A 23,413-nucleotide genomic window follows, 5' to 3' on the forward strand; every position below is an offset into this window, starting at 1 on the left:
GTGCCGGCAGATTTACAGTCTGCTCCCTTTGGCCACTCGGGAACCCCTCCAGGGTGTGTCTTACTTTTCACAAAGTAAGCCTAAATTGATGTTTTCCCATAAGCCCATCAATCAGGTTGTTCTCTTAGCTCTCAAAAGAGGTAAGAAGAAATATGGTGGAGGGAGACGGATTCGAACCATCGAAGGCGGAGCCGGCAGATTTACAGTCTGCTCCCTTTGGCCACTCGGGAACCCCTCCAGGGTGTTTTTTCCTAACTCATAATGGATAGGCTAAAGAGATGTTTTTCCCAACGCATCTCTTAAGTGCGGAGCGCATCATAGCAAACACGCTAAACCTGTAAAGGGTTTTTCTTATGGTTTTGTGTTAAATGCTGCCTTTTTGGGCAAAGATGGTGAAAAGGACGCATATTGCTCGTGAAGTGAACATCTGTACTAAGGTTTACGTACTGATAGGTAACACCTTGAGGTGACTGGCTTTCTGTATTGTGTTCAATGCGTCTAAAACATGATGAAACGTAAATGGAATTTAATCTAGATTTACACTTCTTGACGTTACAGCATTCATCAGTTGATAGAATACGGTTAATTTCATTTATAGATTTCAAAATTAAACTTGCAGACCATAATTATGAAAAATAAATCTGTTTTAACCCTGCTTAGCTTGTCTATTCTTACGGCGTCTCCAGCCGTACTTGCTAAGCGTATGGGCCCTAGCACTGTCACTGTTGTTACTGAGCAGGTTGATATTCACCAAGTTAGCCAATCTCTTTCGTTGGTCGGTAAGTTAGAAGCCGAGCAATCGGTAATGATCACTTCTGAAGTGGCTGGCAGAGTGGATTCCATCAACATTAAAGCTAATCAAGATGTCACTAAAGGGCAGATGTTGGTTCAACTCGACGATGACAAAGCGAAAGCGGCGGTTGCAGAGGCTCAAGCTTATCTAAAAGACGAACAACGTAAGCTAGCGGAATTTCAACGCCTAGTGAAACGTAACGCGATCACGCAAACTGAAATTGACGCTCAGAAAACCAATGTAGAGATCGCCAATGCTCGCTTAGCTGCTGCAAATGCCAATCTGAAAGATCTTCACATCAGCGCGCCATTCTCGGGAACTGTTGGTTTTATCGACTTTAGTCGCGGTAAAATGGTGACAGCAGGTACTGAACTCGTGACCCTAGATGACCTATCGGTAATGCAATTAGATCTGCAAATCCCGGAGCGCTACCTTTCTAAACTGTCTAAAGGTATGAAAGTAACGGCTCGCACCAGCGCATGGGGCGACACTCAGTTTACTGGCACAGTGGTAGGTATTGATTCTCGTATTAACGCTGAAACCTTGAACCTTCGAGTTCGAATCCACTTTGATAACAATAATGATTATCTAAAGCCAGGCATGTTAGTGGCAGCGGATATGGACTTCCCACCAGTGGAAGCGCCAATCATTCCCGTTCAAGCGCTTGAGTATTCAGGTACGAAGCGTTTCGTTTATGTTATCGGTGAAGATAACAAAGCGACTCGTACCGAAGTTTTCTTAGGTGCTCGTATCGACAACGAAGTTGTGATCGACAAAGGCATCGAAATTGGTCAGAAGATCGTGGTGCAAGGCATTGTGAATATGCGTGACGGTGTCTTGGTTCAAGAGCTTGCCGTCAATCGCCCAGTTGATGCAGCGAGTGATAAAAAAGTACAAGAAGGCGCTAACTAATGTTGTTATCTGATGTTTCTGTAAAGAGACCAGTAGCGGCTGTCGTATTGAGCCTACTATTGGTTGTGTTTGGTATTGTCTCTTTCAACAAGCTCGCGGTTCGTGAGATGCCAGATATTGAAAGCCCGGTAGTATCGATCAGTACCCGCTATGAAGGTGCGTCCGCCACCATCATTGAAAGCCAAATAACCTCCATCCTTGAAGACCAGTTATCCGGCATCAGTGGTATCGATGAGATCGAATCCACAACACGTAACGGTATGTCGCGTATCACGATTACTTTTGAGCTTGGTTACGACCTTAATACCGGTGTTAGTGACGTTCGTGATGCTGTAGCTCGTGCGCAACGTTCATTGCCCGATGAAGCCGACGACCCCATTGTTTATAAGAACAATGGTAGTGGTGAAGCATCGGTCTACATTAACTTAAGCTCGACAGAGATGGACCGAACGCAGTTAACCGACTACACCGAACGTGTGTTGATTGACCGCTTTAGTTTGATTTCTGGCGTGAGCTCGGTGGATATCTCAGGTGGCTTGTACAAAGTCATGTATGTCAAGCTGAAACCTGCGCAGATGGCGGGTCGTGGCGTTACTACCTCGGATATCACTTCTGCACTAAACAGTGAGAACATAGAAAGCCCCGGTGGTGAAGTACGTAACGATGCGATTGTGATGTCGGTTCGTACCGCTCGTTCTTACACTGAAGCGGAAGACTTTGAATACCTAGTCGTTAAACGTGCTTCTGATAACACACCTATCTACTTGAAAGACGTAGCGGATGTTTACATTGGCGCAGAAAATGAGAACTCGACCTTTAAGAGTGATGGCATTGTTAACGTAAGTATGGGTATTGTACCTCAGTCAGATGCGAACCCGCTTGAGGTGGCTGACTTAGTCCATAAAGAAGTCGAAGCAATTCAAAAGTTCTTGCCAGATGGTACTCGTTTGGCTGTCGACTATGACTCAACAGTCTTTATCGACCGTTCGATCTCTGAGGTTTACAGTACGCTCTTTATCACGGGTGGCTTGGTTATCCTTGTGCTTTACATCTTTATTGGTCAAGCACGTGCGACACTTATTCCTGCGGTAACCGTACCTGTATCTCTCATCTCGTCGTTTATTGCGGCGTACTACTTTGGCTTCTCTATTAACCTTATCACTTTGATGGCACTTATCCTGTCGATTGGTTTGGTGGTTGATGATGCGATCGTGGTAGTTGAGAATATTTTCCACCATATTGAACGTGGTGAATCACCCCTGCTCGCGGCTTACAAAGGAACACGAGAGGTTGGCTTCGCGGTAATCGCAACGACACTTGTATTGGTGATGGTATTCCTACCAATCTCGTTCATGGACGGTATGGTTGGCCTATTGTTTACCGAGTTCTCTGTATTGCTCGCGATGTCGGTGATCTTCTCGTCTCTGGTCGCATTAACGTTAACGCCAGTGCTAGGCAGTAAAATCCTAAAAGCGAACGTTAAACCAAATCGTTTCAACCTGTTTGTCGAGCGTGTATTTGGTAAACTTGAGTCTGGATACCGCGCGGTATTGCGCCGTGCTCTAAACTGGCGTTGGGCAGCTCCAATCATCATTATCGCGTGTATGGGTGGTAGCTATGGTTTGATGCAGCAAGTGCCGTCACAACTGACGCCACAAGAAGACCGTGGTGTTATCTTTGCGTTTGTTCGTGGTGCTGATGCAACCAGTTATAACCGTATGTCTGCCAACATGGACATCGTTGAAGAACGCCTAATGCCGCTGCTTGGTCAAGGCTTCTTGAAGTCATTCAGTATTCAATCACCAGCGTTTGGTGGTAATGCGGGCGACCAAACGGGCTTCGTCATCATGATCCTAGAAGATTGGGATGAGCGTGACGTTACAGCACAAGAAGCGTTGAACGAAGTTCGTAAATCTTTGAATGGTATTCCAGATGTGCGCGTATTCCCGTTCATGCCGGGCTTCAAAGGTGGTTCAAGTGAGCCTGTTCAATTCGTACTGGGTGGTTCTGATTACACTGAGCTTCAGAAGTGGGCAGAGATCTTAAAACAAGCCGCTGAAGATTCTCCAATGATGGAAGGTGCGGACATCGATTACTCTGAGAAAACACCAGAACTATTGGTAACCGTAGATAAGCAGCGTGCAGCAGAGCTGGGTGTGAGTGTTTCAGACATTTCAGATACGTTAGAAATCATGCTTGGCGGACGTAGTGAAACCACCTTCGTTGATCGTGGTGAAGAGTACGATGTTTACCTGCGTGGTGACGAAAACAGCTTTAACAACGCGAACGACTTAAGCCAAATCTACATGCGAACTCAGTCTGGTGAGTTGGTTACACTCGATACGCTGACGCACATTGAAGAAGTGGCTTCATCGATTCGTTTGTCGCACTATAACAAGCAGAAATCGGTGACCATTAAAGCGAACCTAATTGAAGGTTACACGCTGGGTGATGCACTCGACTTTCTTGATGAACAAGCGATTGAGCAGCTACCGGGTGATATTTCAGTGAGCTACTCTGGCGAGTCAAAAGATTTCAAAGAGAACCAATCGAGTATCTTAGTGGTGTTTGCGCTAGCGATGTTGGTCGCGTACTTGGTACTGGCCGCGCAGTTTGAAAGCTTCATTAACCCGCTGGTGGTGATGTTCACCGTACCTATGGGTATCTTTGGTGGCTTCTTAGGTCTGGTGCTGATGAGTCAAGGACTCAACGTTTACAGCCAGATTGGTATGATCATGTTGATCGGTATGGTAACCAAAAACGGTATCTTGATCGTAGAGTTTGCTAACCAACTTCGTGACCGTGGTATTGAGTTTGAAAAGGCGATCATTGATGCTTCGGCTCGACGCTTACGTCCAATCATGATGACAGCTTTCACGACATTAGCTGGTGCAATTCCATTGATTACCTCAACGGGCGCAGGTTATGAAAGCCGAGTGGCAGTGGGTACGGTTATCTTCTTCGGTATGGGCTTCGCGACACTGGTAACTCTGTTCGTAATCCCTGCGATGTATCGACTGATTTCTGGCTCAACACGCTCTCCGGGTCACGTGGAAGCGGAGCTTAATAAAGAGCTTAGCCATGACAACGTGGGAAGAACCAGTCACGGTTAATGAATGTGCATGGTTAATGAACTCGCATGGTTAATGAGCACGGAATAGTGTAACAATATTGAAAAGCCTGCGTTTGCTCCTAGCGAATTGCAGGCTTTTTTTGTATAACAAACAGAGCTCAACGAATTAATACAATAAATCGAATAAAGGAAAGTAAAGTGGCTGAATTTAAATACAAAGATCTTTCTCAAGAAGAACAAGATAAGCTGGATGCAGCAACCTTTCGTCGCCTGTTAGCACACCTAGATAACAATAAAGATGTTCAGAACATCGATCTGATGATCTTGGCTGGTTTCTGCCGTAACTGTTTCAGCAAATGGTACAAAGCGGAAGCTGAGCAACAAGGCTTGGACTTGGATATCGATGACGCTCGTGAACGCGTATATGGCATGACTTACGATGAGTGGAAACAAAACCATCAGCCAAAAGCGACGCCTGAACAGCTCGCGGCATTTGAAGCGAAGCAAAAACCAGAATAGAACTCGCCAATTTGGTTATCAAAGATATAAAAAAAGAGCCCATAAAGGGCTCTTTTCTACTTCGAACTATCGGCTTATATGAACTTAAGCCAGTTCACCTGTTTGCGAGAAAGCTTCTAGCTTCGCTGCATAAGGTTGTAGGTCACCGATATTCAGGTTTACCCACTCGTCATTGAAGTAAGTGTCTAGGTAACGTTCACCACTATCACATAGTAAAGTCACGATAGACCCTTTCTCGCCACGCGCTTTCATTTCACTGGCTAGCTGGAGCACACCGTACATGTTAGTACCGGTTGATGCGCCAACCTTGCGGCCAAGAATGTCAGATAACCAATGTGTCGTTGCGATGCTTGCTGCGTCTGGGATTTTACGCATTTCGTCAACCACACCAGGAATGAAGCTTGGCTCTGCTCGTGGGCGACCAATGCCTTCAATTTTGCTGAACGTACTGCCTTTCACGTTCGCATTGCCTGTTTGGAAGTATTCGTGGAATACAGAGTTCTCAGGATCGACAACACAAAGCTTAGTTTCATGCTGTTGGTAGCGAATGAAACGGCCAATAGTCGCTGAAGTACCGCCAGTACCTGGGCTCATTACTACCCAAGCTGGAACTGGGTGATCTTCCATCTGCATTTGATTGAAAATCGAGTTTGCGATGTTGTTGTTACCACGCCAGTCAGTTGCGCGCTCAGCGTAAGTAAATTGGTCCATGTAGTGACCATTCAGCTCTTCTGCTAAACGACGAGACTCATCGTAAATTTCATCTGAGCGGTCAACAAGATGCGCTTGGCCGCCGTAGAATTCAATCTGCTCAATTTTCTTCTTCGCTGTGCACTTTGGCATTACAGCAATAAACGGCAGGCCAAGTAGGCGAGCAAAGTACGCTTCAGATACCGCCGTGCTGCCTGATGAAGATTCAATGATCGTTGTTTCTGGGCCAACCCAACCGTTACAGATAGCGTATAAAAACAGAGAACGTGCTAAACGGTGCTTTAAAGAGCCTGTAGGATGTGTGCTTTCATCTTTAAGGTAAACATCAATGCCTTCGATACTTGGTAGATCGAGCTTAATAAGGTGCGTATCCGCTGAGCGTTGGTAATCGGCTTCAATTTTACGAATCGCGTTGTTAATCCATTGATGGTCAGTGCACATAAGCGTTCTCCTGATCGAGTGTAGGAATTCTTTGTAATTGGTATGGTTCTAATTTATCTATAATTCGAGAGAAAAACTTTGCCATATTTGCTTTGTTTTGCTTAAATTGTAGAAAATTATTCTCTTTAAATTCGATTTGGTGAAAGTGTGATAGATGCCGTAGACAAAAAAATATTAGGGTTACTGCAAGAAGACAGCACGCTGTCATTGAACGATATTTCTGAAGCGGTCAACCTCACCACAACGCCTTGTTGGAAAAGGCTTAAGCGCCTTGAAGAGAACGGCATTATTGAGAAAAGAGTCGCACTGCTGAACCCGGAAAAATTGGATCTTTCCTTTACCGCGTTCGTATTGGTGAAAACCTGTGATCATTCTCATGAGTGGTATGGTCGTTTTGTGAATACCGTGTCGGAATTTCCAGAAGTGATGGAGTTCTATCGCATGGCCGGCGAATATGATTATATGATGAAGGTTCAGGTTAAAGACATGAAGTGCTTTGATGATTTCTACAAGCGCTTGGTGAATAGTATTGATGGTATCTCTAATGTGACCTCGACATTTGCGATGGAGCCATTGAAGTATACGACAGCATTGCCGCTTTAAGCTAAATCTAGCGTTAAGCTAACTATTTCTCAGTTTAGATATTGCCTCTGCGATAAAGAAAAGGATTATTCATGTTTGCAAAAGTTTCTACTGCTATCCAATTAGTGCTGGCCGTTGCCGTTTTTTACTTGGGTTACACCATCTACTCCTTTACCAATAAAGTCGGTGAAATCGTTGATACTTATCCGCAGGTTATCGAGGATTTATCGATATTGACGAAAGGTCTTAAAGTTGAAGAGTGGCTAGAGTTTGCATCTCATGTCGACGAGCTAGCCCCTCGAGTTTTAGATACTGTCGAAGACGTGAGAAAGACGATCGATGACGTGAATCAAACCGTAGCGTCGGTCGACAACAAAATCCCTGCGATATTAGATGAAGTCAAAAATGTTCGAACGGAAGTTGAGCAGGTAAGAACAGATGTTATTCCACCAACATTAACTGAGTTAAAACGATATCGCGTCGACGTAATGCCACCAATGCTTGCGGAAAGTAAGTCTTACCGTGAGCAGACTATTCCTGTCATCGTCACTGAATCTGAAATGCTACGAGCGGAAGTTCCGGGTATTTTGGCACAAGCTAATTTGTTAGCTGATAAGAGTAAAGAGCTCGCTCAGGGAGCCGCAGAAGGGGCGGTGAAAGGCGTAGTGTTATCACCATTTAACTTGTTGCGAGATGCGGGGGATGGTATAAAAACTCGCGTACAAGGCGAGTTTGAGCCAACGTTAGAAGTTGAGTAGGTTTTATTGATTTTTACGTGACGGATTTTCTTAAGCGTCATTAAAGAAAGAGGCTAGGTATTAAACCTAGCCTCTTTTTGTTTGTGCGTATTTGGGGCTTGTAAGAAGTGTTTATCCGTTACTTAGTAAAACGCATCACACCTTCTTGTACTGCCGTCGCTACTAGTTCACCTTTTTGGTTAAAGATCTCGCCGCGCACTAGGCCACGAGTGTTAGCTGCCGTTGGACTTTCAATCGCGTAAAGCAGCCATTCATCCATCTTGAATGGGCGGTGGAACCAGATGGAGTGGTCAATCGTCGCCACTTGGAAGTTTGGTGTCATGATAGAGACTTCGTGGGGGTGAAGTGCCGTAACCAAGAACCCCCAATCGGATGCGTAAGCAAGCAGGTATTGGTGAATCAATTGATTGTCCGGCATCGCGCCATTTGCTCTTACCCAAAGATATTGTTTTGCTTCCGTCTTTTTGGGATTGAGTGGATTCACGACCGTCACCGGGCGCATCTCAATCGGCTTTTCGCCACAGAAGGTTTTGCGTAGTTTCTCTGGTAAGAATTCCGCAATGTGGCTCGCTAATTCAGTTTCAGATGCAAAGTTCTCTGGTCCAGGAATATCAGGCATAGCAATTTGGTGTTCAAAGCCTGGCGCATCGCCATGATAAGAAGCTGTGAGATAGAAAATAGGGCGACCATTCTGAATCGCTTTAACACGGCGGGTGCTGAAGCTGCGTCCATCTCTTAGGTTCTCAACATCGTAAATAATGGGTTTTTCAGGGTCGCCGGGAAATAGAAAGTAACTGTGGAACGAATGCACACTGCGGTCGTCTTGAACAGTGTAACGAGCAGCAGAAAGCGCTTGCCCTAATACTTGACCGCCGTATACCTGTGGCAGACCTAAGTTCTCACTTTGCCCGCGGAACAGACCTTCTTCTAGTTTCTCTAGCTGAAGTAAATTGAGTAATTCTTTTAAAGGTTGACTCATCGCCAGCATGCCTCTTGGTAAAATAGGTGTCAGATTATGGTGTTAATCATTTAGCTTAGTCAGATATCTGTCAATAAATCATAGGGTTTCGAGACAGAATATGAAAGCTCTCTTATAATTGCTGAGGAGATTTGCCGAGTCCGGCAAACATATTGAGAGAAATTGAATATGAAAAAGGCTTTAATTCTTATTACGTCTTTAGTATCGTTTGGCCTACTTGTTGGTTGCCAAGCAACATCAGAAACAAACGCTTCTCAAGAAGTGGTTGCAGAGAACACTCAAGTGATTTCAGGAACAGTAAGCTACCGTGAAAGAATTGCATTACCAGAGAATGCAGTAGTTACCGTTACGCTAGAAGATATCTCACTGGCTGACGCACCATCGACGGTTATCGCAACTCAAGAGTTCACCACAGACGGTAAGCAAGTACCGTTCGCATTCGAACTGAGCTACGACAACAACAAGATTAAAGCTAACCACCGTTACAACATGCGCGCGACAATTCATGTTGATGGAAAACTGCGTTTCACTACTGACACGATTAAGTCGGTAATTACTGATGTAGAAAATACACAGCAAGCAGACCTACGTTTGGTTGGTGTTCGTTAATTCAAAGTCGATGCCAACGTTAAGGCATCTTGATTGGCTTAAATTAGTCAGTTGAATTAGCAATTAGTGGCAGCTCTAGGGCTGCCATTTGTATATTCTGAGTTTGATCTTTCCTGCATCACTCACTTCAACCCCTTCTTTGACCAAATGCTGCTTTTGTCGGTCGAACGAATCCCCCTTTAAAGAGATCTCTCCCTTGCTGTTTATCACTCGATACCAAGGCAGTTTGCTACCTTCTGGTAGGTTACCCAGCGCTTTACCAACATGGCGCGCATAGCCCGGAAATCCTGAAAAACGTGCTATGTCTCCATAAGTTGTTACTTTTCCATATGGAATTTGGTGAATCACAGCAAAGATTTGGCTCAAAAATTGGTCCATACTAAATGTTCCTAGTTCATAAATACCAATCACAGTAAGTAAGTGTTCAAAAATAGCGTAGGGAAAAAGCTTGAGAGCAAGGCCGCTCTTTTTGATAAGAAGTTTTGATAAGTAGTTATTCTACAATCAAAAAATCTAACGAGGTTATCGAGTTTTTTAACAAGCTAGGGTGACCAGTTAATTACTACGATTGGTATGGTACCACGGATCGGTAGAAGGAGAGGGCTATGGTATTTTCAACGTTTCAGTTCTTGATAACCACATTATTAGCGGTTGTTTGCGCGAGAGCAATCAGTTTAAGTGAGGGAGACATCCCCGTGCTTGCAATGGTAATTCCTGCTTTATGGATTTTACCACAGGGGGGCATAGCAGGATTAGCTTTGCTTGTTTCCATGACCACTTATGGTCTAACCCTTCCTTTGCAGCCCATTACGCTGTCTGTCAGTGCATGGGTACTATTTCCGCTATTGATGGTGGTCTTCTCAAGACGCAGTAGTTTGTCAGTCGTGATTATTTCCGGCTTGATTGTGACTACTTTGCAGGTCGGGATCATGGTCACGCAATCAGCAGGCAAGCTTGAAGGCGTCCCGTGGGTTACCACACTTCAGACCTTATCTATCATCGTAATTTGGTGGGCAGCCAATCATCTTAAGCCAGCCAGCCGACACAGCTGGTGGTCATTAGGCTTAATACTTCCATTATGGATAGCCGATTTACCTTATGCTGCTTTGGTGGCCTTGTGTATAACGGGCATCATGGCATCGATGGAAACGCTGACGCGCTTGAAAACCTTCCGCTGGAATAAACTATTATGTTGGACACTGCCAACGGTCGGTTTTGCGGCTCTGGTAATTACTCCAAGTATCGAAGTACCAAGCCCTGTCTTTGTGGTGTGGTTGTGTCTATTAGGCACCGCGTGGATGACAGACTACATCATTCGCACAGAAGATAACGAAGACATCGATGTCTAGTACTTCAGCAATCCAAACCTTCCAAATGCAGGTAAATGGTGAATTTACCTGCGATTTTCTAGTGGTTTGAATAAAGGATAAGCACTTAGACCGCAATTGTTCAAAAATAGGGTGGAAGGGCTTGCAATGGTTGCTGTGATGCTTAATAATCCAATCACTCTTTGAGGCAAGCCTCTTAGAAAACGAATCTATGGGGGCCTGGTCCTCCCGCAACAATAGCTCGTGAACTCGGTCAGGCCTGGAAGGGAGCAGCCGCAGCGAGTGACTTGTGTGCCGGGATGTGGCTGGGTTCCCACCCCTTAAAAAAGCCGCTCTTTATGAGCGGCTTTTTGCTATCTGAATCTTTTAAAATCATCGATTTATATACGTTAAAAGTAAGCTAAAACGCAATGTTTTACTGGGTACTAAAAAACGGTATCAAATTATCCATCGCTCAAGCCTAAAGAAAATGATCGTTTCACTTTCACTCCTTTCTCACTGTCCTCCACACTTCGATCGTCTCCGGAAAAAGACTTTACACATTGGTTTACTCGTTCCTGATGTATCGAACAATGCTATCAATCCATTGAAAGTATTTTGTAAAATTTTTAATGTGTGTAGTGTGCCCTTCAAAAATGGGGGATATGATAGCAGCGAGTTGATTGATAAGCCGATCGTAAAATTGACTACCAAACACGTTCCTACTCTCTCCTAACGGGTAACTTATAGCTTTCTGTACCCACAGAATAAAAAATGGACAAAAATTGGCTAATATCAATTGAATACAGTTAACTATATGTCTCGAGGTGTATTTTCGCGTATGAATATAAAACAAGCCCTGAAAATTGCAGAAGACGGTTATGCTCCATTATTTAAAGCTACAGATTTTTTGCTAATAAACCTTTCTTTAGCAATTATTGTAAATACGGCATTTGTTGATGAGACTGCTATCGATGTTGCAGGGGCTTTCTTTGTCGCGACATTCTTTTTGTTGTTTGGTGAGTATTGCCACTTATACCGACCTCATATTCGCCGACGCCTTGCCTCTTCTATCCTTCGTATTATGGCGACAGCCTTCCTCACCTTGATTGCGATGGAAATCGTTAAATATAACGTGGCGGATTTGGTGGGAAGTCAAATAAGTCACTTTCGTAATGGCTTGTATTATATTTGGTTCGCCAGCGCTATATTATCGACCATTTTAATTCGAGTAGTTGCCTTTACTATCTACCGACACTGCTTTAAAAAGTACAAAAAGGTAAAGAGAATCGCGATTGTCGGATTGTCACCAGCGGCGCTCGCTGTGGAAAAACAATTGCTGACTTTTTATAGGAGTCAGGATATCGAGATTGAGCTGTATGATGATCGAAAGGAAGAGCGATTTGGGTACATGATCAAGTCTCGCTATGTAGGAAGAGTGGAAGTGCTGATTGAAAAGGCACAAAACAACGAGATTGATGAAGTTTATATAGCGTTACCTATGGTTGCGAAAGAGCGAATAATTGACTGTTTAACTCTTTTATCTGATACAACCGTTGATACTTTTATGGTTCCTGATTTATACAGCTATAACCTTTCTGCGTCACAATTTAAGTCAATTGGTCATGTACAAACGTTAAGTATTTTCGGTACTCCCTTTGATGGCATGGGCGGGGTGACTAAGCGTATCGAAGATATTGTCTTAGCTAGCCTCATTTTGTTACTTATTACGCCTGTTCTTTGTGCTGTGGCAATCGGAGTCAAACTCAGTTCTAAAGGTCCCATCTTGTTTAAACAAGATCGTTATGGTTTGGGTGGAAAAAAGATAAAGGTATGGAAATTTCGCTCTATGAATGTGATGGAGAATGGGGACGATTTTAAACAAGCAACGCATTCAGACCCAAGAGTGACAAAGTTTGGTGCGTTTATTCGCCGAACATCTTTAGATGAGCTTCCTCAATTTTTTAATGTGTTACAAGGTTCAATGTCTATCGTAGGGCCAAGACCTCATGCGGTTGCGCATAATGAGCAGTACCGGAAGATCGTATCTAACTACATGATTAGGCATAAAATAAAGCCCGGTATAACAGGTTGGGCGCAAATTAATGGTTATCGTGGAGAGACCGAAACCGTCGATAAAATGAGTAAGCGGGTTCAGTATGACATCGTTTATTTACAGAATTGGTCGCTTTGGTTGGACATTAAAATAGTGTTTCTAACAGTTTTCAAAGGGTTTGTTAGTGAAAAGGCGTACTAGCCTAGTAAGTATCAATGTTGTGTTTTCTCTTGGTTTGGTTAGCCAAGTTTGTCATGCCGAGCTTACTCCCAAGTCGCATATCTCAGTCGCGGGTATTGATGTTCAGTCACAGGTTGGCGTTGAGTATGGTCAGGATTCCAATGTGACGTACCAAGTTGAATCGGTGAATGAGATAGACTCAACTTATACCAAATTAACACCGTATTTGCGTGCAGTAGGCGAGCGCGGAGAGGACCGATATGTGCTGGTTTACTCTGGTGATTATTCGCGCTATGACGGTGCAAGTGATGATGATTACACCGACCATTTTTTAATGTTTCAATCTTCGTTGAGGTTTGGGCTTAAGCACGGTCTTGATTGGTTTATCCAGCAAGATTGGGGGCATGAGGAAAGGGGTACAGAGCTAACGGAAGGTTTCAATCCTACTCAGTTTGCATCTTTTGGGGTGAATACACCGTTACAAAACCGGTTCCTAAATAGTGAGATACGATATAGCTATGGAGCGCCTGAGGGGCGGGGGAAATTAGATTTTGCTTGGCAGGTTAAAGATATAACGTTTGATGAGTTGGACGAAATACAAAGCGCATCCAGTGACTTCTACCATTATATAAAAGAGCAGGAATGGAAAGAAAATACTATAACTGCTGAATTGTTCGACCAGTATTCATCGCGGACTCGCTTTCGATACAGTCTAATTAGTAATCTAAGAAGCTATGAAGCAAATTCGGCTAAGGATTCGAGCGAACATTATGCGCTCGTCGGTTTGAAGTCCCAACGAACGGGAAAACTGATAATAGAGACTGATTTAGCATGGTTGTACAAGCGTTTTCCGAATAACAGTGAGGCACAATCGTTCAGTGGTTTAAATTGGGACGCTAATATTAACTGGCAACCACTCAAGCATTCGAAGTGGTCTTTATATGGTTGGCGCAGAGTCAAAGACCCAACGGAAGAAGGTGGTTATATTCTTAACACTAAGGTCGGTATATCGTGGAAACATCATTGGTGGGTCGAGCGGTTAAGTACTACGGTTGATTATGGAAGAGAAGTCGATGACTATCGGGTAGAACAGAATGATAGAAAGGATGATCTAGACGTTGCGTCAGTCTCGTTAGGATATGATTTTCGGCCTTCAATTAGACTTGAGTTGAACTATCAGTTCGCTCGTAAACGTTCGAACGAGGATGAAGTGGTGTTTTTCATCGGAGATAACTCCCAATCCCCGGTGAGTCGTCAACTTGGCTATGACAAAAACACAATTGGATTGACACTAAAGGTACAGATCTAGAGATGAAAAAAATAAAGCTACTGCTATTAGGTTACTGTGTGTTGATGAGCTGTATTAGTTTTGCCGCATCCGCAAACACGACAGCACCTGAAAAAGAAGTGAAAGGCACTACTTCCAAGACTCTTGAAAATAGCCATCAGTCGGCTAACAGTGAGACCCGAGAGTACCTTTTGGGACCAGGAGACACGATACGAATCTGGGTGTATGGGGAAAAAGAAATGTCGATGTCGCTAAAGATAGGCAAGCGTGGTGATATTAATTTCCCCTATATAGGTCGAGTACAGCTCTCGGGACAAGCGACAGATTCGATAGAGCACGACATTGAAACTCGTTTGAAAGCTGGTTTTATTCGCTCGCCAATGGTAACCGTCACTATGGAAGAATTCCGGAAATTTTACCTTCTTGGAGAAGTTGAAAGTCCAAATGGTTATGAATATGAACCACAACTTACGGTTGAACAAGCGATTGCTATGGCAGGTGGTTTCACCGATAGAGCCGATAGAAGTGACATTAACATTCGCCCATCAGGGCAAAAAGAATTGATAAAGAAAGTCGACATGACACACTCAGTCTATCCTGGCGATGTTGTTATTGTTGAGAAGAGCTTTTTCTAAGGTGATAAAATTAATGGTAGAACGTGGTAAACCTTTAGAAAGTAACGTCAACTTTGCACCGCTTCTGGGCGCGCTGAAAAGTCATGGGCTTAAGTTATTGCTCATTACAGTGGTAGTAACAGGGTTAAGTCTGCCGGTGATTTGGTCGATGACGGCTAAATACGTCTCGACGGCGACAGTGTTGATTAAGGCGCAACCGGATAATGCCTCTCCGATTGACCAGATAGAAGATTATGACTCTGCTCGCTCACAGTACTATGAAACTCAATTTAACCTTATGCAATCTAGAGTGGTATTGGTCAAAGCCGTTGAAGAGCTAGAGTTGCAACAAAATGAACAATTTAACGGGGCAATGCTAACTGATAATGGCGATTGGACATTGTCTAGAGAGTTACGCATTGATCATGCTGTTAAAGAGTTGAAACGGCATCTAACATTTACTTCAGTACGCTTAACTCAATTAGTTTATGTGTCTTATGAATCCGCGAACGCACCACAAGCCTCAATGATAGCAAATGGGGTAGCTCAAGCTTTTATTGACTATACGGTAGAGCAAAAAATAGCGAAAACCCAACAAGCTAAGCTGTGGAATCAGCAACAGCTTGGCGTGCTCAAAAAGCAAATTCGCCAGCAAAAACAAGAAATAGACGCGTTTTTACAAAGCGAAGGCTTACTGACTTTTCGCGGTATTGATGGATTTGAAACAGAAGAACTCGGGATTGTTACCAATAAATTAGCGGATGCAAAGGAGCGGCGCCTGATCGCGCAAGCCAATTATGAATTAGTGAACAAATACATGGAAGGTGACACGGCGAGTCTCACCTCGTTGCCTGATTTTTCTTCACATCCCCAGCTACAAGATCTTAGAATTGCGCTTATACAAGCCAAAAGGAAACTGTCTGATCTTAATCGACGATATGGACCAAAACACATTAAAGTTCTTGAAGCCAATGCTGAAATAGAGGTTATTCATAAACAAACCGTACAGCTGCTTGATGAATTAAAACTAGGGCTTCAGCAAAAATATCAAGCAGAACTTATCAAAGAGAACCACTATAAAGCGCTATTAGCCTTGCATAAAAAGGACTTTTTTACACTTGCAGATAAGCGTGAGCATTATGACGCTTTGATGGCCGACCTTACTCAAAAACAATCGTTATATGAACAGCTTTATCTGCGTACAACTGAGCATGCTCTTAACACAACATATAGAGAGCAAGACGCACGAATTTACGACCCTGCGGTGGTCAGTGAGCGCCCAGCGAAACCTAATAAACCATTGTTAGTCGTGATGGTAAGTATAATGACAATGATAATTAGCGCTCTGATTGTCATTATTCGAGCTGCCACTAAACAAACAATAACAACTCTCGCACAGTTAGAGACAAAGCTTGGGTTGATTCCACTGACGGATATGCCCACATTCATTAGTGAACCGATGCCGGCATGGGCGTTAGGTAAGCAAATTCGTTCCAATCAATACGCAAACGAGATCGGAAATGGCGCATATACCGCACTATCTTTAGCTCGCCCCAGCAGCCAATGCGTTGGTGTCGTATCGTCATACCGACAAGAAGGGGCAACGACGACTGCGTTGTTATTAGCTGCCGCGGTCAGTGAAGTGAGACCCACCTTACTGCTTGATTTGGATTATCGTGGAGAAGGCGAATTTACAAGAGATATTATTGCGGACAGTCACTGCAGTACCGCTAAGTTAAACGAGCAGGAGGAAATGGCTGGGTTTAGTCATTTGGTGTTTAGCCAATTGAATTCGATACAAATAGGTGATGAAAACAAATCTTCATCATTACAAGAAGCACTACAACTCGATATTGAGCAAGTCATTATGCCAATATCGCAGGGATTGTCTTATATCGCCCCTGGTACTTTGGCTGAATCACCATTAACTTTTTTTGCTCGTCCAGAATGTGAATCTGCATTGTTGGCACTTTGTCAGCGTTTTGAATCTGTCATCATTAAGCTTCCAGCTCTGAATGATAGTAAGGATGCACAGCTCCTATTGCGCCTTTTGGATAGCCTGATTGTCGTGGTCAAATCTGAGCAACATACGGCGAATGAAATACAGTATCAACTGAATAAGTTGTCGCCGTTGTTGAACCAGCCAGCTTTTGGAGTTCTCAATCAAGTGAGTGATGACCTGATTGTAGGTGAAGAATCTCTGCGTTTTATTGCTCAAGGTAGTATGGATTTGCTCAATATTGAGGGTTCTTAGTGAGCTTGCTTAAAAGCATTTCCACTATTGCAACATCATCTATATTGTCTCAGTTGATTGGGGCAGGATCGATATGGTTGATTTCGCATTGGTACGGGATGTCGGAAGTCGGCTCATACGCGTTAACGTACAGTATTGCCTTAATAGGCGCACAAATTTGTACATTTGCATCACAGTTATTACTGCCAAAACAACAACCTAATGAACTAGGGCAAAACGTATCGTTTTGCTTGCTGTTTAGTGTTTGTGCGTCGTTCATTTACTCTATTGGTATAGCATGTTTTTTTGACCGTCCCATACTTCAAATTCTGATGTTAACGTTGGCGCATGCATGGATTTTGATCTCTGAGAATTTACTGCTTAGAGATGGAAAAATGAAGTCCCTCGCCCTACAAAGAACATCGATTTCTATATTGGTGTTGTTACTTGTTTCTGTCAGCGAAGATTTGAGTGCATTTTATTGGGCTTGGGGGGCATCGTTGTTAGTGTACATGCTGCTATGTATTGGTTACTCACTACCAAGGAACGTGATAAACATGAAGCAATTCTCGCTTTCGTCTCAGTCATTGTTCTTCCGTAAACACAAACATCATATTGTCAAAGTTGGGAGCGCTGAGGTTTTGGCAATGGTGAATAATAATTTACCCGTTATTCTGATTAACGTGTGGTTCAGCCCTACCGTGGCTGGCTATTACGCCGTAGTCAGCCGATTTTGCTTAGCGCCTATTGTGATTGTTGGTAACGCTGTAAGAAACTCTATTTTTTCCAGTTGGTCCGTCGACTTTCGGCATAATCAGTTCAATTACGCTGAATTTTCCAAAGTGCGCCGGTTACTCTTTGCGTTGGGGATGGCGGCGGTACTTGGCGTCTTCATTTTCTACCCTATAGTGATGCAATTAGGGTTTGGCGCTGAATGGGTCGCTTCAGTGCCAACGTCTCGCTATATGCTACCGTATTTGTTTATGGCGCTAGCGGTGTGCCCTTTGACTGTTCTTGAGCTGGTTTTCGGATCTCCCAAGTATTTCCTTCGCATTCAGCTGGAGCAACTTATGGTGGTGGTATTGGCTTTTGGTGCGCTGCCATTTTTTATAAGTGATTATGCATATTCGGTTATTGCCTTCGCAGTACTGTCTTCAATTCGGTATCTGTTTATTTATTTCAAAGTGAATAAAACGGCTGTGCGACTTCGTCGAACTATGGAGGCGACTTGAAGATAAATAATGGTCTGTTTTTGCAGGTATACACGTTTGTTACGTTAGTTGCTTGTGGGTTAGTACAGTACCTAACTGGTGTAGGCGCAGTGCTTTGGCTACCATTTGTTGCTGCCTCTGCGATGGTTTTGTTGCTATTGATGCAAACCAATTATGAAGCGGTTAAGTTAGATAATATAGAAACAGTACTCACATTGTTGTTGGTGGGTGCCTATACGTTGATCTTAGTGTCGACAGTTCTACAAAATGGGCTGACGGTGACCATTGTAGGTTGGAAGAACGAACTTGCATTGTCGCTTATTTTTCTATGCTTACTATTGGGGTTTATCCGAGAGTCGCAGCTTTACCGCGTGGTGCAGATGCTATATTGGATTTTCTATCTACAATTCCCAGTTATCTTGTATCAGATTTTAGTTGTTGTCCCGCAACGTGTCGCTTTGAAAGGTGAATTTGAAAAGTGGGACTCTGTGGTAGGGACTTTCGGTGGTGACCCTATGGGCGGGGGGAACACGGCAGCATTAGGGTTGTTCTGTTTACTTGTAATGCTCCTTAAATTGTCTGAATTTAGGCATGGTGTAGTTAGTCGGCTTAACATGATACTGCATATTGTTGCCGCGTTTATTTTGTGCATTCTTGGTGAAGTTAAGTTCGTCATTTTGCTTGCTCCTATACTTTTAATTTTTGTTTGGCTGTGCCCTAGTTATGTTTACGGCGTTAGGCAAAAGGATATTAAGAAAGTGTTTCTTATGGTTTGTACCATGGGGTTGTTAGTTTTATTGGCAATAGTTGTCCTTGCTGCCTCTTACGCAACCGCTTTTGATACCGACCCTGACCACAGTGCTTTAAAGGTGTTTTGGGATTCTTTAGAGTATATATATGACTCAAATTACATCTTACCAACGGGAGAATTAGGGCGGATGACCACGCTATTTTTCTGGTTGGATAATAGTCAGCTTTATGGATGGTCTAACGTGTGGTTTGGTTATGGGTTAAATGCAACCAACCACGGTAGTTCGGTAGCTCCAGGTTTCTTAAATCAAATATTTAATGTCCTTCTAGATTCTACGTCACTAAGCATGATGTTGTGGGAATTTGGCGTCGTTGGATTAGTCCTATTTTTATGTCCAATTTTATTGGCGTTAAAGGTGTCGATGCCTAAGGAAGCGCTAAAACGTGAGCAGTTATCGATGCAAGACATTCAATTGCTCTCTTGGCAACCTGCGTTTATTGCATTTAGTTTTGCAGGTTTATTAAGCTTACCTTACAGCCAAATTTTAATGTTGGTGCCTATGTTGCAGTTCCTTTTCTATTTTTCACTTGGCGGAAGTCTAATCATACGCAAGACTGTTATTCAATCGGGGGCAAGGTTATGAGTTTTTTACCTAGAATCACCGTGATTATAAAAACACTCAATGAACAAGGTGGTATTGCTGCGACGATTAAAAGCGTTCAAAGTCAGCTCAAGAATTATCAATATGATGTCATTGTAGCCGATAGCTTATCTGATGATGATACGCAAAAAATTGCGTTAGAGAATGGCGCTAAAGTCGTGACGTTAATCAACGCTAATGATCGTTGCTGCGGCGTAGGCCATCAACTTGGCTATTTATACAGCACTGGTGACTATCTACTGTTATTGGATGGTGATATGCGTTTACAAGACGGATTCATTGATGCGGCGATAGCATTTCTGGAAAAAGAGTCGACTTACGCCGCGGTGGCGGGGACGGTTGAAATGGATGAAGCGAATAGCTACGAATTTAAATCTCGTCAACAAAGGCATCACAAAATATACCCTATTGGTGATTGTAGTCATTTAGCCGGGGGGGGGCTGTACCGGGCGAGTGCAGTCAATGATATCGGTTATCTTACACATCGCACATTGCATGCCTATGAAGAAGCTGAGCTTGGTATGAGGCTCCAATATGCTGGTTACAAATTGCGTCGCTTGGATACCCCGTTTTTTCATCATACTTCTTATGATATGCCGACGTTGACGTTACTGCGCTACCGATGGAATCGTGGTTATTTGTTTGCGTCAGGCGAATTGCTAAAGAGCGCGTTTGGTAAAGCGTACTTTCGAAAAGCTGTGAGTGTGGTGCGTAACGAGCTGATCTTTGCTTGCTATCTTGCTTGGTTAATTTTGGCCTTGCTGGTGGGTAATGTTTCGTTGTTGACCATTAGCCTGTTGCCATTGATGCTTTTCTTTGCTGCGAAAGCGTTTAAAAACCGCTCAATAAAGGACGGTGCGCAGAGCATTATTAATTTGACCGTATTCTCAGCCGGATTGATAAATGGTTTGTTGTTGCCCATTAAAGACCCAAATCAACCACCGCCACATAAAGTGTTAGAGCGAGATGTGTCATGAAAGTATTGGTGGTGAATAAGTTTTTTTTCTTAAAGGGGGGCGCTGAAACGGTCTTTTTTCAAGAAAGAGAAATGTTGATGGATCGAGGGTTTTCGGTTATCGACTTTTCAATGGCTCACAATGACAACTTGGTATCTGATTACAGTGCTAGTTTCGTCGATAATGTGGATTATCACGCCAATGCTACTTTACTCAGCGCGTTGAAAACGGCAATGCGGTTTGTACATAACGCAGAAGCGTGTGAAAAGCTTTCTGAGTTGATTACTACTGAGCAACCCGATATCGTTCACTTTCACAACATTTATCACCAGCTAACTCCCTCAATTATCAAGGTTGCTAAGCACGCCGGATGTAAAACGGTGCTCACCGCTCATGATACTAAAATAGCCTGTCCTAGTTATACCATGTATCGTGATGGACACACCTGTGAAGCGTGTTTGCAAGGAAGTGTTTTCAACGCTTTAAGATATCGTTGCCAACAAGGATCATGGTTTAAAAGTGGCTTGCTTGTTGTGGAGGCGTTGTATCAATCGCTCGCTCAGAACTATCAATCACTGGATGTGATAGTTTCACCTAGTCAGTTTTTAGCTAATATCATTCGTCGTAAGCTCCCTAATAATAGAATTGAGGTCATAGTGAATGGCATTGACGAGAACGTTGATCAGCAAGATGTGGCAGATCATCGATATTTTTTATATTTAGGGCGGTTGAGTCAGGAAAAAGGCGTGGCGACAATGGTAGCGGCTTACGAGTTGTCTAACCAATCGATACCATTAAAAATAGCCGGTACAGGACCACTTGCAGACTCCCTATCAGGGAAACAGAGTAAGGTCGAGTGGCTAGGTTTTAAAACAGGTCAGGCTTTGCATTTACTCATAAAACAAGCGAGTGCAGTTATTGTCCCTTCCGAATGCTATGAAAACTGTTCTATGTCAGTGCTTGAAGCTATGTCGTACGGGAAGCCTATTATCGGCGCAAATATTGGAGGTATCCCTGAGCAAGTTCGAGATGGAAAAGAGGGGCGTTTATTTGAAGCGGGTAATGCCCATGATCTTGCCAATGTGATGGATGAGTTTGCGATAAGGCCAGAGCTTACAAAGTACTATGGTGAACAAGCAAGACAACGCTTAGAGTCGCGCTATTCATTGAGAGCACATCATCAGCAGTTGGTCGATTTGTATCAAAATTTATTGGGTGAGCAATCATGAAAGTAACCGTACTAGGGACGCGTGGCATTCCTGATGTATTGGGAGGAGTCGAAACTCACTGTCAGCACCTTTACCCTCTTATCGTTAAGCAAGGGTTTGAGGTGGAAGTTATCGCTCGTTCTCCTTATGTCGCTTATAAAACGAGGAGTTATAAAGGGGTCGAGACCAAAGCATTGTGGGCACCTAAAAAAACATCATTAGAAGCTATTGTTCACTCGACTATTGCGGCATTTTCTACCTTAACGGATGGCTCGGATGTGGTGCATGTTCATGCGATCGGCCCAGGGTTAGTCGTGCCACTGTTACGTTTGATTGGAAAGAAAGTGGTATTCACCCATCATGGTCCAGATTATCAGCGTGAGAAATGGGGGAGGTTAGCAAAGATTGTTTTGAAGCTTGGTGAGCGTTTTGCCGTTAAATATGCCAATGAAGTCATTGTCATATCAGAGGTGATTAATGACCTTATTAAGCAATCTTATCAAAGAGATGATGCACATCTTATTTATAATGGAGTTAACCCGGCTAAGCCTCTGCCTGTGGATGTCGTATCATCTATATTAGAGCGCTACCAGTTAACTGCGCGAGGATATATTGTCGCGGTAGGACGTTTTGTTGAAGAAAAAGGCTTCCATGATCTTCTCCAAGCCTACGCAAAATCCAAGCTTGATATGCCGCTTGTACTGATCGGAGACTCTGATCATGAAAGTGAATACAGTCACTCATTAAAACAAGCCGCGAATGACACTCCTGGCGTGATACTGACCGGTTTTCTTAAAGGAGAGGAACTACAAGTTGTATTTTCTCAAGCTAAGTTATTCGTAATGCCTTCTTATCATGAAGGGCTGCCTATTGCACTGCTAGAAGCGATGTCATATTCCTTACCCGTGGTGGTTAGCGATATCGCGCCAAACAGTGCGGTTGGACTTGAACCAGATGGCTATTTCCCAGTTAAAGATATAGATGAATTATCTCTGGCAATACAGAAAAGGTGTGTGGTTCCGCTACAAGACTATCAACACTTTTTAGAACGATATGATTGGCATAAAATCGCTGATCAAACGGTGGGTGTTTACAATAAAATGTTGGGAAGCAAGCGTGACGAATCGTCTTAATAAAAATAATGACACGGATGAGCTTGATAAGAGCCGGGCAGTGACTCAATTTTACCGAGTTTTACAGCAAGAAACGCAACAAAGCTTGAGTGAAGAACAAAGGCAAGCCATTGAAAAAGCAGTTAATCAAGTTGGCTTAGTCGCAAAACACTCCGTTGATATCCGTAAAAGCTTTCCTTGGTTTGGCAAGCGCTACTATGTAGTGCTGTTGAGTGGGCGTGATCGTCGTACTTCAGATCGTCAAGGTGAGTCTAAATGGATAGTTTATGCTACAACGGTATTACTCACCACTTTCGTCCTTGCCGGTGCGATGCTCGCTCTGCTGGCCTTGTATTTGTTAAAGTCTGCTCTAGGTATTGACTTGTTCGAGAGCTTTTCATTGGGAATATGGGATTGGTTTCAATCACTGTAAGAGTTGAAGTGGCGTGATAAATGATA

Annotated in this window: 20 protein-coding genes, 1 tRNA gene and 1 other RNA gene; 18 read left to right on the forward strand and 4 right to left on the reverse strand. The window is 43.5% G+C overall.

Going from position 1 to position 23,413, the window contains the following annotated elements:
- Positions 1-153: 153 nt before the first annotated feature.
- Positions 154-238: transfer RNA gene (locus tag ATB74_RS13265), tRNA-Tyr, on the reverse strand.
- 390 nt (positions 239-628) lie between these two features.
- Here ATB74_RS13265 and ATB74_RS13270 point away from each other — a divergent pair.
- The 3 genes from ATB74_RS13270 (at position 629) to ATB74_RS13280 (ending at position 5,297) form a co-directional block, all read left to right on the forward strand.
- A complete protein-coding gene (locus tag ATB74_RS13270) occupies positions 629-1,705 on the forward strand; it encodes an efflux RND transporter periplasmic adaptor subunit (RefSeq protein WP_061018850.1) in 1,077 nt (358 codons plus the stop codon).
- On the forward strand, positions 1,705-4,818 hold the full coding sequence (gene vexH, locus ATB74_RS13275) for a vibriobactin export RND transporter permease subunit VexH (RefSeq protein WP_061018851.1): 3,114 nt from the start codon (positions 1,705-1,707) through the stop codon (positions 4,816-4,818). Before ATB74_RS13270 ends, vexH begins: the two co-directional genes overlap by 1 nt.
- 158 nt (positions 4,819-4,976) lie before the next feature.
- Entirely contained in the window at positions 4,977-5,297 is a 321-nt protein-coding gene (locus tag ATB74_RS13280) for a DUF1244 domain-containing protein (protein WP_004736423.1), read from the forward strand.
- A gap of 84 nt (positions 5,298-5,381) precedes the next feature.
- Here the strand turns inward: ATB74_RS13280 and ATB74_RS13285 are convergent, their stop codons facing one another.
- Positions 5,382-6,449: a PLP-dependent cysteine synthase family protein gene (locus tag ATB74_RS13285; protein WP_017064069.1), complete on the reverse strand. Its 1,068-nt coding sequence runs from the start codon at positions 6,447-6,449 to the stop codon at positions 5,382-5,384.
- A gap of 147 nt (positions 6,450-6,596) precedes the next feature.
- On the opposite strand from ATB74_RS13285, the gene ATB74_RS13290 reads away from it, so the two are divergent.
- Positions 6,597-7,052 carry an Lrp/AsnC family transcriptional regulator gene (locus ATB74_RS13290; protein ID WP_061018853.1) on the forward strand — a complete coding sequence of 152 codons (456 nt, stop codon included), beginning with the start codon at positions 6,597-6,599 and terminating at the stop codon, positions 7,050-7,052.
- Between the two features lie 71 nt (positions 7,053-7,123).
- A complete protein-coding gene (locus ATB74_RS13295; RefSeq protein WP_061018855.1) occupies positions 7,124-7,789 on the forward strand; it encodes a hypothetical protein in 666 nt (221 codons plus the stop codon).
- Positions 7,790-7,907: 118 nt separating this feature from the next.
- Here ATB74_RS13295 and tesB read toward each other — a convergent pair whose 3' ends face one another.
- Entirely contained in the window at positions 7,908-8,768 is an 861-nt protein-coding gene (gene tesB, locus ATB74_RS13300; RefSeq protein WP_048664245.1) for an acyl-CoA thioesterase II, read from the reverse strand.
- Between the two features lie 168 nt (positions 8,769-8,936).
- On the opposite strand from tesB, the gene ATB74_RS13305 reads away from it, so the two are divergent.
- A complete protein-coding gene (locus ATB74_RS13305; RefSeq protein ID WP_029222253.1) occupies positions 8,937-9,377 on the forward strand; it encodes a YbaY family lipoprotein in 441 nt (146 codons plus the stop codon).
- A gap of 75 nt (positions 9,378-9,452) precedes the next feature.
- Here the strand turns inward: ATB74_RS13305 and ATB74_RS13310 are convergent, their stop codons facing one another.
- The gene (locus ATB74_RS13310) at positions 9,453-9,755 is read right to left on the reverse strand and encodes an MGMT family protein (protein WP_060982945.1); all 303 of its coding nucleotides are present in this window, start codon (positions 9,753-9,755) and stop codon (positions 9,453-9,455) included.
- A 227-nt stretch (positions 9,756-9,982) separates the two neighbouring features.
- Between ATB74_RS13310 and ATB74_RS13315 the strand changes: the two genes are divergently transcribed.
- From ATB74_RS13315 to ATB74_RS13370, 12 genes are all read left to right on the forward strand, one after another.
- Entirely contained in the window at positions 9,983-10,726 is a 744-nt protein-coding gene (locus ATB74_RS13315) for a hypothetical protein (RefSeq protein ID WP_048664232.1), read from the forward strand.
- A gap of 196 nt (positions 10,727-10,922) precedes the next feature.
- Positions 10,923-11,019: signal recognition particle sRNA small type (gene ffs, locus ATB74_RS13320), an RNA gene on the forward strand.
- 506 nt (positions 11,020-11,525) lie between these two features.
- Complete coding sequence (locus ATB74_RS13325) at positions 11,526-12,941, forward strand: undecaprenyl-phosphate glucose phosphotransferase (RefSeq protein WP_061018858.1); 1,416 nt, start codon at positions 11,526-11,528, stop codon at positions 12,939-12,941.
- The gene (locus tag ATB74_RS13330; protein ID WP_081090113.1) at positions 12,925-14,229 is read left to right on the forward strand and encodes an outer membrane beta-barrel protein; all 1,305 of its coding nucleotides are present in this window, start codon (positions 12,925-12,927) and stop codon (positions 14,227-14,229) included. The genes ATB74_RS13325 and ATB74_RS13330 overlap by 17 nt, the downstream gene beginning before the upstream one ends.
- Before the next feature lie 11 nt (positions 14,230-14,240).
- Positions 14,241-14,843, forward strand: coding sequence for a polysaccharide biosynthesis/export family protein (locus tag ATB74_RS13335; protein ID WP_061019001.1), 603 nt, complete (start codon positions 14,241-14,243; stop codon positions 14,841-14,843).
- A 13-nt stretch (positions 14,844-14,856) separates the two neighbouring features.
- Positions 14,857-17,076 carry an exopolysaccharide transport family protein gene (locus tag ATB74_RS13340; RefSeq protein ID WP_060982942.1) on the forward strand — a complete coding sequence of 740 codons (2,220 nt, stop codon included), beginning with the start codon at positions 14,857-14,859 and terminating at the stop codon, positions 17,074-17,076.
- Entirely contained in the window at positions 17,076-18,287 is a 1,212-nt protein-coding gene (locus tag ATB74_RS13345) for a lipopolysaccharide biosynthesis protein (protein WP_060982941.1), read from the forward strand. Before ATB74_RS13340 ends, ATB74_RS13345 begins: the two co-directional genes overlap by 1 nt.
- Positions 18,284-19,660: a hypothetical protein gene (locus ATB74_RS13350; RefSeq protein WP_060982940.1), complete on the forward strand. Its 1,377-nt coding sequence runs from the start codon at positions 18,284-18,286 to the stop codon at positions 19,658-19,660. The genes ATB74_RS13345 and ATB74_RS13350 overlap by 4 nt, the downstream gene beginning before the upstream one ends.
- Complete coding sequence (locus ATB74_RS13355) at positions 19,657-20,655, forward strand: glycosyltransferase (protein WP_060982939.1); 999 nt, start codon at positions 19,657-19,659, stop codon at positions 20,653-20,655. The genes ATB74_RS13350 and ATB74_RS13355 overlap by 4 nt, the downstream gene beginning before the upstream one ends.
- Positions 20,652-21,863 carry a glycosyltransferase family 4 protein gene (locus tag ATB74_RS13360; protein ID WP_061018861.1) on the forward strand — a complete coding sequence of 404 codons (1,212 nt, stop codon included), beginning with the start codon at positions 20,652-20,654 and terminating at the stop codon, positions 21,861-21,863. The genes ATB74_RS13355 and ATB74_RS13360 overlap by 4 nt, the downstream gene beginning before the upstream one ends.
- Complete coding sequence (locus ATB74_RS13365) at positions 21,860-22,975, forward strand: glycosyltransferase family 4 protein (protein ID WP_061018863.1); 1,116 nt, start codon at positions 21,860-21,862, stop codon at positions 22,973-22,975. The genes ATB74_RS13360 and ATB74_RS13365 overlap by 4 nt, the downstream gene beginning before the upstream one ends.
- The gene (locus tag ATB74_RS13370) at positions 22,959-23,387 is read left to right on the forward strand and encodes a hypothetical protein (RefSeq protein WP_061018865.1); all 429 of its coding nucleotides are present in this window, start codon (positions 22,959-22,961) and stop codon (positions 23,385-23,387) included. Before ATB74_RS13365 ends, ATB74_RS13370 begins: the two co-directional genes overlap by 17 nt.
- Positions 23,388-23,413: the final 26 nt, after the last annotated feature.

Origin of the sequence: Vibrio splendidus (genome assembly GCF_001557875.1) — a bacterium.
In the GTDB taxonomy this organism is placed as follows: domain Bacteria; phylum Pseudomonadota; class Gammaproteobacteria; order Enterobacterales; family Vibrionaceae; genus Vibrio; species Vibrio splendidus_F.

Excerpts from the sequence above, each read along its gene's own strand:
- ATB74_RS13315 (WP_048664232.1), top strand. The coding sequence starts at position 9,983 with ATGGTATTTTCAACGTTTCAGTTCTTGATAACCACATTATTAGCGGTT.
- ATB74_RS13285 (WP_017064069.1), bottom strand. The coding sequence starts at position 6,449 with ATGTGCACTGACCATCAATGGATTAACAACGCGATTCGTAAAATTGAA.
- ATB74_RS13325 (WP_061018858.1), top strand. The coding sequence starts at position 11,526 with ATGAATATAAAACAAGCCCTGAAAATTGCAGAAGACGGTTATGCTCCA.
- ATB74_RS13295 (WP_061018855.1), top strand. The coding sequence starts at position 7,124 with ATGTTTGCAAAAGTTTCTACTGCTATCCAATTAGTGCTGGCCGTTGCC.
- vexH (WP_061018851.1), top strand. The coding sequence starts at position 1,705 with ATGTTGTTATCTGATGTTTCTGTAAAGAGACCAGTAGCGGCTGTCGTA.
- ATB74_RS13340 (WP_060982942.1), top strand. The coding sequence starts at position 14,857 with ATGGTAGAACGTGGTAAACCTTTAGAAAGTAACGTCAACTTTGCACCG.
- ATB74_RS13360 (WP_061018861.1), top strand. The coding sequence starts at position 20,652 with ATGAAAGTATTGGTGGTGAATAAGTTTTTTTTCTTAAAGGGGGGCGCT.
- ATB74_RS13310 (WP_060982945.1), bottom strand. The coding sequence starts at position 9,755 with ATGGACCAATTTTTGAGCCAAATCTTTGCTGTGATTCACCAAATTCCA.
- ATB74_RS13305 (WP_029222253.1), top strand. The coding sequence starts at position 8,937 with ATGAAAAAGGCTTTAATTCTTATTACGTCTTTAGTATCGTTTGGCCTA.
- ATB74_RS13365 (WP_061018863.1), top strand. The coding sequence starts at position 21,860 with ATGAAAGTAACCGTACTAGGGACGCGTGGCATTCCTGATGTATTGGGA.
- ATB74_RS13355 (WP_060982939.1), top strand. The coding sequence starts at position 19,657 with ATGAGTTTTTTACCTAGAATCACCGTGATTATAAAAACACTCAATGAA.
- ATB74_RS13270 (WP_061018850.1), top strand. The coding sequence starts at position 629 with ATGAAAAATAAATCTGTTTTAACCCTGCTTAGCTTGTCTATTCTTACG.
- tesB (WP_048664245.1), bottom strand. The coding sequence starts at position 8,768 with ATGAGTCAACCTTTAAAAGAATTACTCAATTTACTTCAGCTAGAGAAA.